This is a genomic window from Promicromonospora sp. NPDC110617 (assembly GCF_055598465.1).
The window spans coordinates 213452-225307 of sequence record NZ_JBVKBM010000004.1; the positions used below are offsets into that span (position 1 = coordinate 213452).

13 protein-coding genes are annotated in these 11856 nt (G+C 71.1%); 11 read left to right on the forward strand and 2 right to left on the reverse strand.

Annotated features, from left to right (window positions below; all coding sequences use genetic code 11):
• Positions 1-19: 19 nt before the first annotated feature.
• Positions 20-667: a phosphate signaling complex protein PhoU gene (gene phoU / locus ACZ7LE_RS22770; RefSeq protein WP_470405506.1), complete on the reverse strand. Its 648-nt coding sequence runs from the start codon at positions 665-667 to the stop codon at positions 20-22.
• A gap of 276 nt (positions 668-943) precedes the next feature.
• On the opposite strand from phoU, the gene ACZ7LE_RS22775 reads away from it, so the two are divergent.
• The 7 genes from ACZ7LE_RS22775 (at position 944) to pstB (ending at position 8426) form a co-directional block, all read left to right on the forward strand.
• Positions 944-2239, forward strand: a complete 1296-nt coding sequence (locus ACZ7LE_RS22775; protein WP_470405507.1) for a sensor histidine kinase — start codon at positions 944-946, stop codon at positions 2237-2239.
• Positions 2236-2934 carry a response regulator gene (locus ACZ7LE_RS22780; protein ID WP_470405508.1) on the forward strand — a complete coding sequence of 233 codons (699 nt, stop codon included), beginning with the start codon at positions 2236-2238 and terminating at the stop codon, positions 2932-2934. Before ACZ7LE_RS22775 ends, ACZ7LE_RS22780 begins: the two co-directional genes overlap by 4 nt.
• Positions 2935-3053: 119 nt before the next feature.
• Positions 3054-4205 (forward strand): phosphate ABC transporter substrate-binding protein PstS, encoded by a 1152-nt coding sequence (gene pstS / locus ACZ7LE_RS22785; RefSeq protein ID WP_470405509.1) that lies wholly within the window; start codon positions 3054-3056, stop codon positions 4203-4205.
• 180 nt (positions 4206-4385) lie between these two features.
• Entirely contained in the window at positions 4386-5504 is a 1119-nt protein-coding gene (gene pstS / locus ACZ7LE_RS22790) for a phosphate ABC transporter substrate-binding protein PstS (protein ID WP_470405510.1), read from the forward strand.
• Positions 5505-5637: 133 nt separating this feature from the next.
• On the forward strand, positions 5638-6642 hold the full coding sequence (pstC, locus tag ACZ7LE_RS22795; protein ID WP_470405511.1) for a phosphate ABC transporter permease subunit PstC: 1005 nt from the start codon (positions 5638-5640) through the stop codon (positions 6640-6642).
• Positions 6642-7601 (forward strand): phosphate ABC transporter permease PstA, encoded by a 960-nt coding sequence (gene pstA, locus ACZ7LE_RS22800; protein WP_470405512.1) that lies wholly within the window; start codon positions 6642-6644, stop codon positions 7599-7601. Before pstC ends, pstA begins: the two co-directional genes overlap by 1 nt.
• A 45-nt stretch (positions 7602-7646) precedes the next feature.
• Entirely contained in the window at positions 7647-8426 is a 780-nt protein-coding gene (gene pstB, locus ACZ7LE_RS22805; RefSeq protein ID WP_470405513.1) for a phosphate ABC transporter ATP-binding protein PstB, read from the forward strand.
• A 121-nt stretch (positions 8427-8547) separates the two neighbouring features.
• On the opposite strand, the gene ACZ7LE_RS22810 is transcribed toward pstB, so the two are convergent.
• A complete protein-coding gene (locus ACZ7LE_RS22810; protein WP_470405514.1) occupies positions 8548-9084 on the reverse strand; it encodes a hypothetical protein in 537 nt (178 codons plus the stop codon).
• A gap of 304 nt (positions 9085-9388) precedes the next feature.
• On the opposite strand from ACZ7LE_RS22810, the gene ACZ7LE_RS22815 reads away from it, so the two are divergent.
• The 4 genes from ACZ7LE_RS22815 (at position 9389) to ACZ7LE_RS22830 (ending at position 11834) form a co-directional block, all read left to right on the forward strand.
• Positions 9389-9871 (forward strand): CarD family transcriptional regulator, encoded by a 483-nt coding sequence (locus ACZ7LE_RS22815; RefSeq protein ID WP_020017968.1) that lies wholly within the window; start codon positions 9389-9391, stop codon positions 9869-9871.
• A 108-nt stretch (positions 9872-9979) separates the two neighbouring features.
• On the forward strand, positions 9980-10696 hold the full coding sequence (gene ispD, locus ACZ7LE_RS22820) for a 2-C-methyl-D-erythritol 4-phosphate cytidylyltransferase (protein WP_400543493.1): 717 nt from the start codon (positions 9980-9982) through the stop codon (positions 10694-10696).
• A complete protein-coding gene (gene ispF, locus ACZ7LE_RS22825) occupies positions 10693-11238 on the forward strand; it encodes a 2-C-methyl-D-erythritol 2,4-cyclodiphosphate synthase (protein ID WP_397397920.1) in 546 nt (181 codons plus the stop codon). The genes ispD and ispF overlap by 4 nt, the downstream gene beginning before the upstream one ends.
• Complete coding sequence (locus tag ACZ7LE_RS22830) at positions 11235-11834, forward strand: TetR/AcrR family transcriptional regulator (RefSeq protein ID WP_470405515.1); 600 nt, start codon at positions 11235-11237, stop codon at positions 11832-11834. The genes ispF and ACZ7LE_RS22830 overlap by 4 nt, the downstream gene beginning before the upstream one ends.
• The last annotated feature ends 22 nt before the right edge of the window (positions 11835-11856 follow it).

Here is an 11856-nt window from a genome sequence, read left to right on the forward strand (position 1 = left end):
TGTGTTGGGGGTGAGTGGGTCACTCCTCCGGGAAGTCGCCCGTGACCAGGAAGGTCACGCGGCGGGCGACCGACACGCCGTGGTCGCCGAACCGCTCGTAGTAGCGGCCCACCAGGGTGACGTCGACGGCCTCCTGCACGGTGCCCTGCCAGCCGGGCGCCAGGAGCGTGTTGAACGTCTCCTGGTGCAGCTCGTCGATGATGTCGTCGTCGCGCTCGATCGCCTCGGCCACGGTCAGGTCGCGCGTGGCGAGCAGCTTCGTGGTGCGCTGCGCCACCCGGACGGCGGCGTCGTGCATCTTGGCGAAGGTGTCGCGGGCCTCGGGGACGATCGCCTGGGCCGGGTAGCGCCCACGCGCCACCTGGGCGACGTGGCGGGCGAGGTCGCCCATCCGCTCCAGCGAGGCGCTCATGCGCAGCGCGCTGACGACCACGCGCAGGTCGGTCGCGACCGGGGCCTGCTGCGCGAGCAGGTGCACGCACCGCTCGTCGAGCGAGTCCTCGATGGCGTCGATGGTCTTGTCGGAGGCGATCACCTCCTGCGCGAGCTGGAGGTCGGCCTCCAGCAGCGCCGTTCCTGCGCGGGTGATGGCGGACTCGACGAGCCTGCTCATCTCGGTCAGGTCCTCGCCGACCTGCTGGAGCTCGGCTTCGAAGATCTGTCGCATCGGTTTCCTCTCGCACTCGGGGCGCGCGGACGGTTCGCGTCCGCTGTCGCGCCGCCGTGGAGGGCGGGCAGGGGCCGACGCGCGGCCGGGCCGGCCGCCCGGACACGTCCCGGAACGGCGCACGGCACAGCTACCGCCCGCACCCACCCAGGTTCGACGGCGCGATGTACTGGGAGGTTAACGCTCTTCCTCCCCGACATGAACAGTAGGCGACGCGATCCTCCGACCGCCCGCCCACGTCCGTCAGCGGTTGAAACGTCGACCTACCCTGGAGGCGTGGACGGAATCATCTCCGGGGTACCGGTGCTGGTCGCCGGAATTCTCGGCGTGATCGTCGGCGTGGTCGCCACCGTGGCGTTCCGCGTCTCCGAACGGCATCAGCACGCCCTGCCCCCGACCGAACCCGACGAGCTCGACGCGGGCCTCGTTCGTGTGCTCTCCGTGCTGCGCTCCGCCGCCGTCGTCCTCGACGGCGAGGACGAGGTGATCCGCGCGTCGCCGCCGGCCTACGCCCTCGGCGTGGTGCGCAACGACGCCCTGGTGCACGCCGCCATCACGGACCTGGTCGCCCTGGTGCGGCGCGACGGCGTGATCCGCGAGCAGGAGCTGGAGCTGCCCCGCGGCCCGGTGGGCCAGGGCACGGTGCTGCTGCAGGTGCGTGTGGCGCCGCTCGGCCTGGACCGGGTGCTGGTGCTCGCCGAGGACCGCACGGAGGCCCGCCGCGTCGAGGCGATCCGCCGCGACTTCGTGGTCAACGTCTCCCACGAGCTGAAGACCCCGGTCGGCGCGCTGGCGCTGCTCGCGGAGACGGTGGCCGACGCCGCCGACGACCCCGTCGCGGTGCGCCGGTTCACCGAGCGCATGCAGCGCGAGGCCGTGCGGCTGTCCGCGCTGGTGCAGGAGATCATCGAGCTGTCCCGGCTGCAGGGCGCCGGCGCGGTGCCCAAGCTGACTCCGGTCCCGATCCGCGAGGTCGTGGAGGAGGCGGTCGACCGGGCGCGGACCACGGCCCAGGCCAAGAACATCGCGATCACCATGGGCGGCGACCTGGACACCGAGGTCTACGGCGACCACAACCTCCTGGTCACCGCGGTCCGCAACCTGGTCGACAACGCCGTCGCCTACTCCGGACCCGCCAGCCGGGTGGGTGTCGGGGTCAACGAACGGGGCGGCCTGGTCGAGATCGCCGTGGTGGACCAGGGCGTCGGCATCGCCGAGGACGCGCAGGACCGCGTCTTCGAGCGCTTCTACCGCGTGGACCCGGCACGCTCGCGCGACACCGGCGGGACCGGCCTGGGGCTCAGTATCGTCAAGCATGTCGCGGCCGACCACGGCGGCGACGTCCAGATGTGGTCCGAGCCCGGACGGGGCTCGACCTTCACGCTGCGGATCCCGTCCGCGGACCGGCCCGTGAGCGCCGGCCGCACGGGCCGCGTCACCCCGCCCTCCCTGGCGGACGTCGTCCGCGAGGGCGAGGAGCAGGACCCGAACCAGCACGACCAGCACGACGAGCAGGACCAGCACAAGGCCCCGGACACCGCGGCCACGAAGAACGAGGAGGTAGGTGCGTGACGCGCATCCTGGTGGTCGAGGACGAGGAGTCGTACCGGGACCCGCTGACGTACCAGCTGACCCGTGAGGGGTTCGAGGTGGTCGAGGCCGCCGACGGCAACTCGGCGCTCGCCGCGTACGACGCGGAGGGGGCGGACCTGGTGCTGCTCGACCTCATGCTGCCCGGCCTGTCGGGCACCGAGGTGTGCCGGGAGCTCCGCGCCCGCGGCGACGTGCCGGTCATCATGCTGACCGCGAAGGACTCCGAGATCGACAAGGTGGTGGGCCTGGAGCTCGGCGCCGACGACTACGTGACCAAGCCGTACTCCTACCGGGAGCTGCTGGCCCGGGTGCGGGCCGTGCTGCGGCGCCGGCAGCCCACCGACTCCACGGAGCAGGACGAGGACGGCGTGCTGGAGGTGGGCCCGGTCCGGATGGACGTGGAGCGGCACACCGTGGCCGTCTCCGGGGAGAGCGTGGCCCTGCCGCTCAAGGAGTTCGACCTGCTCGAGCTCCTGATGCGCAACGCCGGCCGGGTGCTGACCCGCGGCCAGCTCATCGACCGCGTCTGGGGCGCCGACTACGTGGGCGACACCAAGACGCTCGACGTCCACGTGAAGCGCATCCGCTCGAAGATCGAGCCCGACCCGGGCACCCCGAAGTACCTGCTCACGGTGCGCGGCCTGGGCTACAAGCTGGCCGACGACGAGGGGTGAGCCCTGGTGAGGTGCGCCCTGGAAGTGGCGCACCTCACGGGTGAAACGTGAACGCCGGTCACCTTCCGTTCACCCGGCGTTTGCTCGCGGGACCGCGCTCCTGAGTAGTTTCGCGATCCGTGAGCACCTCCCCATACACCCGCCTCGTCTCCGCTGCCACCGCCGGCGCCCTCGTGCTGCCGTTCGCGGGCTGCGCCGCGGTCGGGCTGCCCGGCCTCGGCGGCGAGCCGGAGCCGACGGCCACCGCCGAGGCGAAGGTCGTCGTCGCCGGCACGTTCGCCGGCGCCGGCGCGTCGTCCCAGGAGTCGGCGATGGAGGCCTGGATCTCCGGGTTCCAGGAGCAACACCCCGACGCCGCGGTCAGCTACGACCCCATCGGGTCGGGCGACGGGCGGGAGTCCTTCCTCGCGGGGAACACGGCCTTCGGCGCCTCCGACGTCGCGCTGAGCGACGAGGAGATGGCGGCTTCCGGCCCGGCCTGTGACGGCGGCAACGCGATCGACCTGCCGGTCTACATCAGCCCGATCGCCGTGGCCTTCAACGTCGAGGGCGTGGACCAGCTCAACCTCTCCTCGGACCTCATCGCGCGGATCTTCACCGGCCAGGTCACCCGGTGGGACGACCCGGCGATCGTCGCGGCCAACCCGGACGTGCAGCTGCCCGCGCTGGAGATCACCCCGGTGCACCGGTCCGACGACTCGGGCACCACCGAGAACTTCACCGACTACCTGCACGCGACGGCGCCCGGCGCCTGGCCGTACCCGCCCGACGGCCTCTGGCCGCTCCCGGAGGGCTTCGCGGCCGAGGGGACGGGCGGCGTCACGGACACGGTCCGCTCCACGCCGGGCGGCATCACCTACGCCGACGCCTCGCGCACGTCCGACCTCGGGCGCGCCGCCATCCAGGTGGGCGACGAGTACGTGCCCTACAGCGCGGACGCCGCGGCCGCCGTCGTCGACATCTCGCCGCGGATCGAGAACCGCTACGAGCACGACCTCGCCTTCGCCCTCGACCGGACCATCGACAAGTCGTTCGCCTACCCGCTGGTGCTCGTGTCCTACCTCGTCGTGTGCTCGCGGTACGAGGACAAGGCGAAGGGCAGCTTCGTCAAGGAGTTCGTCGCGTACGTCGCGTCGGCCGAGGGACAGCAGCGCGCGGCCGAGGCGGCGGGCAACGCCGCGATCTCGCCCGACGTCCAGGCCTGGATCGCCGAGGCCGCGAAGGCCATCTACCTGACCCGGGACCGCCCAGAGGACCAGGCGGGCGGATGACCCATGGACGCACCGTGGGTGGACCGGGTGAGGTCATGCCATGGTGATCGTGGCGGGGATCACCCCCTCTGTGATGGCTTGTTCACCCTCCGTTTACCTAACTCTGGGGATCAGGTCATTCCCGCTCCCTAGCGTCCCCACTGACGCCGCGGCGCTCGCCGCGCGTACGACTTGAACAGGATGGAAAGACACGTGAAGATCAGCCGATTCCCCCGCGTTGGCTCCGCTGTCATGGTGGGCGCGCTCGCGCTGAGCCTCGCAGCCTGCGGGTCTGACCCGACGACCGGCGCCGAGACCACGGAGACCGAGGGTGGCGAGGCCATCTCCGGCGACTTCGCCGGCGCCGGGGCGTCGTCCCAGGAGTCCGCGATGGAGGCCTGGGTCGCCGGCTTCCAGAGCTCGAACCCGGACGTCACGATCAACTACGACCCCGCCGGTTCCGGCGCGGGCCGTGAGCAGTTCCTCGCGGGCGGCGTGCAGTGGGCCGGCTCGGACTCCGCGCTCGACGACGAGGAGCTCACCGCCTCGGCCGAGGTCTGCGGCCCCGACGGCGCGATCGACCTGCCGATCTACGTGAGCCCGATCGCCGTGGCCTTCAACCTCCCCGGTGTCGACTCGCTGAACCTCTCCTCCGAGGTCATCGCCAACATCTTCAACGGCGAGATCAAGAAGTGGAACGACGACGCGATCGCGGCCGACAACCCCGACGCCGACCTCCCGGACACCGACATCACGCCGGTGCACCGCCTCGACGACTCGGGCACGACCGAGAACTTCACCGAGTACCTCTCGGCGACGGCCCCCGAGGCCTGGACCGACGAGCCCGACGGTGTCTGGCCGCTCAAGGGCGGCGACTCCGCCGAGGGCACGTCCGGTGTGGTCGGTGTCGTGACCGACACCGAGGGCGCCGTCACCTACGCCGACGCCTCCAAGGTCGGCACCCTGGGCACCGCCGCGATCAAGGTCGGCGAGGAGTTCGTGCCGTTCTCGGCCGAGGGTGCCGCCGCCACGGTGGACGCCTCCCCGCGCGTCGAGGGCCGTGCCGAGCACGACTTCGCCATCGAGGTCGACCGCACGCTGACCGACCCGGCCACCTACCCGCTGGTGCTCGTGTCGTACGCCATCGCCTGCACGAACTACGCCGACGAGGCGCAGGGCAACTTCGTCAAGGCCTTCCTGGCCTACCAGGCCTCCGAGGCGGGCCAGCAGGCCGCGGCCGACGCCGCGGGCAACGCGCCCATCTCGGCGGCCACCGCCGAGCAGGTCGCCGCCGCGATCGAGTCGATCACGGTCGGCTGACGAAGCACATGAGTACCGGCCGGCGGCCGGACCGAACGGCGCCGACGGCGTCGCAGGTCCGGTCGCCGGCACAGCCATGTCAGTCACTGATCCCGATCCCCCCACCACGAGCGATGAGCATCGAGGAGCTCTTGTGACCACCACCGACAGTCCGCCGGACGCCCAGCCCGGCCGGCTGAAGCCGCCGGCCAGACGGCGCAACCACGGCGACACCGAACGCGGCTTCAGCCGGGTGTTCCGCTGGATCACCACCGGGTCCGGCGCGTTCCTGCTGCTGGTCCTGGCGGCCGTCGCGGTGTTTCTCATCGCGCGCGGCCTGCCCGCGCTGATGGCCTCGCCCGAGGAGCTCAGCGGCAAGGGCGGTCTGCCCGCGGGGATGAACTCGCTCTGGGACCTGGTCGGCCCCCTCGTGTTCGGCACGCTGCTGGCCGCGGCCATGGCGCTGCTGCTCGCGACGCCGGTCGCCATCGGGATCGCGCTGTTCATCTCGCACTACGCGCCGCGCCGCGCGGCCTCGGTGATCGGCTACGTGATCGACCTCCTCGCCGCCATCCCGTCGGTGGTCTTCGGTCTCTGGGGCGGACGCACGCTGGCCCCGATCATCAGCGACGTGTGGGTGTGGATCGCGGGTGTGCTCGACTTCCTGCCGTTCTGGACCGTGAACGTGACGAACACGGGCCGGTCGCTCGCGACGGCGTCCGTGGTGCTCGCCGTGATGGTCCTGCCGATCATCACCGCGGTCTCCCGCGAGGTCTTCCTGCAGACCCCGACGCTGCACGAGGAGGCAGCGCTCGCCCTGGGCGCCACGCGCTGGGAGATGATCCGCACCGCTGTGCTGCCCTTCGGCCGCTCGGGCGTGATCTCCGCCGCGATGCTCGGCCTCGGCCGCGCGCTCGGCGAGACGATGGCGGTCCTGATGATCCTGTCGCCCGGCATCCTCTACTCGTTCCAGATCTTCGACTCGGGCCAGCAGCAGACCATCGCGGCGTTCATCGCGTCGCGGTTCGCCGAGGCCAGCGGGCTCGCGGTGAACGTGCTCATCGCCACCGGCCTCGCGCTGTTCGTCATCACCATGCTGGTCAACATGGGCGCCCGCGCGATCGTCGCGCGGCGCAAGGAATTCTCGGGAGCCAACTGATGAGCGCCACGACCTCGACCGTGGGCACCACCGACGCCGTCGAGCGCACCCGTGCCCTGCTGACCGCCGCCGACACCGGCCGCAAGCGCACCGACCGCATCATGACGGTGCTCATCTACGGTGCCTTCACGCTCGCCGTCATCCCGCTGGTGTCCCTCCTGTGGACCGTGCTCGTGAACGGCATCGAGCGGTTCAACGGTGACTTCCTCTTCACGTCGATGCGCGGCGTCTTCGGCGGCATGGACATGGGCGGTGCGTACCACGCCGCCATCGGCACGCTGATGATCACGCTGACCGCCACGGTCATCTCGGTGCCGATCGGCCTGCTGGTGGCGATCTACCTCGTCGAGTACGGGCGCGGCGCGCTGGCCCGGGCCACGACGTTCTTCGTGGACGTCATGACGGGCATCCCGTCCATCGTCGCGGGCCTGTTCGCGTTCGCCCTGTTCACCATCTTCCTGGGCCCGGGCGCCAAGCTCGGCATCATCGCCGCGGTCGCGCTGAGCGTGCTGATGATCCCCGTGGTGGTGCGCTCGTGCGAGGAGATGCTCAAGCTCGTCCCGAACGAGCTGCGGGAGGCGTCCTACGCGCTGGGGGTCCCCAAGTGGCTCACCGTCGTCCGGGTCGTGCTGCGCACCTCGGTCGCGGGCATCACGACGGGTGTGCTGCTCTCCATCGCCCGCGTGATCGGCGAGACCGCCCCGATCCTCATCACCGCCGGCGTGTCGGACTCGATCAACTTCAACCCGTTCGACGGGCGCATGATGACACTGCCGGTCTACATCTTCAGCCAGTACCGGCAGGGCCCGGTGCCGTGCCGCGAGGATGCGATCGACTGCCTGGTGAACATCAACTTCGAGCGGGCCTGGGCAGCCGCCCTCCTGCTGATCATCATCGTCATGCTCCTCAACCTCATCGGGCGCCTCGTGACCCGGTGGTTCTCCCCGAAGCTGCGCTGACGCGCAGACCCGCCTCAGCCGCAGCTCACACGAAGGAATGATCCGATGGCACAGCGCATCGACGTGAAAGACCTGAACATCTACTACGGCGACTTCCTCGCCGTGGAGGGTGTGTCCATGACGATCGACCCCAAGTCCGTCACGGCCTTCATCGGCCCGTCGGGCTGCGGCAAGTCGACGTTCCTGCGCACCCTGAACCGCATGCACGAGGTGATCCCCGGGGCCCGCGTCGACGGCTCCGTGGAGCTCGAGGGCGTCGACCTGTACGGCGACGACGTCGACCCGGTGGCCGTGCGCCGGACGGTCGGCATGGTGTTCCAGCGCCCCAACCCGTTCCCCACGATGTCCATCCGGGACAACGTGCTGGCGGGCGTGAAGCTGAACAACAAGCGGATCTCGAAGTCCGACGCCGATGACCTGGTCGAGTCGTCGCTGCGCGGCGCCAACCTCTGGAACGAGGTCAAGGACCGCCTGGAGAAGCCGGGTTCCGGCCTGTCGGGCGGCCAGCAGCAGCGACTCTGCATCGCCCGCGCCATCGCGGTGAAGCCGCAGGTGGTCCTCATGGACGAGCCGTGCTCGGCCCTGGACCCGATCTCCACGCTGGCGATCGAGGACCTGATCCAGGAGCTCAAGAAGGACTACACGATCGTCATCGTCACGCACAACATGCAGCAGGCGGCGCGCGTGAGCGACCGGACGGCGTTCTTCAACATCGCGGGCACCGGCAAGCCCGGCCGCCTCATCGAGATGAACGAGACCTCGACGATCTTCTCCTCGCCGGCGGAGAAGGCCACCGAGGACTACGTCTCGGGCCGCTTCGGGTGACGGACGGCCGCTGACCGGCCCCGGCCGGAAGACGGCTCTGGCGAGGTAGGACGGGGTCCTACCTCGCCAGAGGTGTTTCTTACGCCTTGTGCGGGGCAGCCTTCCGGCTACCCCCGCGGGGTCACTCCGAGGGGGAGGGGGACGGGGACGCCGACGGCTCGACGACCTCGACCGGCAGGTAGTCCGCGTACTCCGACAGGGTGCCGTCGAGCACCGGGAGCTGGAACTCCTTGGTGTCGGTGCCCACGGTGAGGGTCGCGTCGAGGTAGTTGCCGGGCTCGGCGCCGACGGTGTCGAGCAGGGCGGCCTCGCCGGTCTCGGTGCCCAGGTAGACGGTGCCGCCGGCCGGGACCTCGACGATCACGGGGGTGGCGCCCGGGGCCTGGAGCGTGAACGACGCGTCGTCGGCCGTCTCGTTGGCCAGGGCGCCCAGCACGTTGCCGGCCTCGCCCTCGGCGGCGGACACGACCATGAGGTTGATGCCGCGCAGGTCCGTGTCCTCCTCGCCCAGGACGGAGACCCCGACGCCGTCGGACGGGTCGTAGGGCTTCGTCGTGGTGGTCGGGGCGCAGCCCGCCAGCAGGAGGGCTCCCGCAGCGGAGACCGCCGCGACGGCGATGGTGCGGGCGCCTCGGGCGGCGGTGGCGCGACGGGACACGGTGAACTCCCTGATGTTCGTCTGGTTCGGGCGGGGTCGGATCCCCGCAATATCCTAGTGGGCCCGAGGGCGTGCCCGCGCATCGCCGAAGGTGACGAACCACCCGGTCAGGGAGTGGCAACGGTCACGGCTCCGGAACGATCCGACCGGGGTCGCGGGGGTGAGGATCACCCCACCTACCCGGGTGGGCAACGCTCTGACCTGCGAAAACGCTGTTCGCAAGGGGGTCGGACAAACGCCAAGCGTGCAAGTTCTTCAGATCACGCCGTGGTAACCTGGTTTCAGGGAAAGGGGACATCTGCAGATGACGTTCACAGTAGGCGAGACGGTTGTCTACCCGCACCACGGCGCGGCGCTGATCGAAGAGATCAAGACCCGCAAGATTCGCGGCGAAGAGAAGATGTACCTGAAGCTCAAGGTTGCCCAGGGCGACCTGACCATCGAGGTCCCGGCGGAGAACGTCGACCTGGTGGGGGTACGCGACGTCGTCGGCCAGGAGGGTCTCGACCGCGTGTTCGAGGTGCTTCGTGCGCCGTACACGGAAGAGCCCACCAACTGGTCGCGCCGGTACAAGGCGAACCTCGAGAAGCTCGCGTCGGGCGACGTGATCAAGGTGGCCGAGGTCGTTCGCGACCTGTCCCGCCGTGACGCCGACCGCGGTCTTTCCGCAGGTGAGAAGCGAATGCTCGCGAAGGCACGGCAGATCCTCGTGTCCGAGCTCGCGCTGGCCGAGCACACCGAGGAGGAGAAGGCGGAAGCCATCCTCGACGAGGTCCTCGCCTCCTGACCCACCCACAGGATCCCCAGCTCCACTGATGCACCGGTCTGGCGACCGGTGCATCGTGCCCCACGGGATCCTTCGCTTCAATCATGATCCTGTGGGGACCCCGACGAGATGACGACCCTTGCAATCCTGACGGCCGCCGGCTCGGGCTCCCGACTAGGGCGAGACCTGCCCAAGGCGCTCGTGGAGCTCGACGGTTTCCCGCTCGTGCTGCACGCGGCGCGGCGCCTGGCGGCGTCGGGAGTCGTGGACTCGCTCGTGGTGACCGCGCCCGACGGGCTCGTGGGCGTGATGGCCGACCTCATGGCCGACGACCCGCACGTCCACGTCCCCGTCGAGGTGACGGACGGCGGCCCCACGCGACAGGCCTCCGTACATGCCGGCCTGGCGCTCGCCCGGCCGGGTGACGACGTGGTGCTCGTGCACGACGCCGCTCGTCCGCTCGTCCCCCCGGACCTCGTCCGGCGGGTCGTGGCGGCCGTCCGCAGCGGCCACGGGGCCGTGGTGCCCGGCCTCCCGGTCACGGACACGGTGAAGCAGGTCCGGCCGGACGGCGACGCCGAGCTGGTCACCGGTACCCCGGACCGGTCGATGCTGCGGGCCGTGCAGACGCCCCAGGGGTTCGCGCGCGACCTGCTGGTGCGCGCGCACCGGACGGGCGCCGCCCGCGCCCGGGCGGAGCACCTCGCGGCGACGGACGACGCCGGCCTCGTCGAGGTGTTGGGCGAGCCGGTCCACATCGTGCCGGGGGACGCCGCCGCCTTCAAGATCACCACCGAACGCGACCTGTGGCTCGCGTCCCTCGTGCTGCAGGAGAGCAACGCATGACCGACCCGTCGAGCACGCCGGAACGGGCCGTCCCGGCCGCCGCGTACCCCCTGCCGCGCACGGGCATCGGCGTCGACGTGCACGCGTTCGCGCCGGACGGGTCGGACCGCGAGATGTGGCTCGGGGGCCTGCACTGGCCGGGCGAACGCGGCCTGGCCGGGCACTCCGACGCCGACGTCGCCGCACACGCGGCAGCCGACGCGTTGTTCTCCGCGGCGGGTCTGGGCGACCTCGGGTCGCACTTCGGGACCGGCCGTCCCGAGTGGGCGGGGGCCTCCGGGACCACGCTCCTGGCCGAGGCCGCGAGGCGCGTTCGCGCTGCGGGGTACATGATCGGCAATGTGGCTGTACAGGTGATCGGAAACCATCCGCGGGTGGGCACGCGACGCGACGAGGCTCAGGCGGCGCTGTCCGCCGCCGCTGGCGCGCCCGTCTCCCTGACCGCGACCACGACGGATGCGCTCGGGCTGACCGGGCGCGGCGAGGGCGTCGCGGCGATCGCGACCGCGCTCGTGGTGCCCGACGGCAGGGCCGCGGCATGAACAACAAGCGCAAGCCGCTGGACGAACGGCGCGCCGAGATCGTCGAGGCCGGGCTGAGCGTGGCGATGCGCGAGGGCGTCGAGTCGGTGACCGTGCGCCGCGTGGCGCAGGAGGCCGGCATCTCGCTGGGCACCGTGCACTACTGCTTCGACGACAAGGACGCGATGCTGCGGGCCATGGGGCGCGCCATCGCGATGCGGGCGTCGGAGCCCATGATCTCGGCGCTGGAGGTCGGGCCGGACCGCACGACCCTGGCCGAGACGGCCGTGGACGCCCTCCTGACGGGTCTCAAGCAGCACCAGCACATGCGGCTGCTCACCTTCGAGTTCGCCGTCTCCGGCGCGCGCACGCCGGTGCTGCGCGAGGTGGCGCAGGCGCACCTCAAGCAGAGCATCGTGATGACGCGGGAGTACCTGCTGCGGCTGGCCGAGGTCGCCGAGGCCAAGTACCGGACCGACATCGACGCGCTGGCGCGCACGGTGGCGATCCGGATCGACGGCATCGAGCTCGCGTGGATGGTCGACCAGGACGACGCCGCGGCGCGGTCCGCGTTCGCCGACCTGACGCACGACGTGTTCGACGACATGCAGCCCTGAGGGCTCGCCGTCCCGGCAGGGC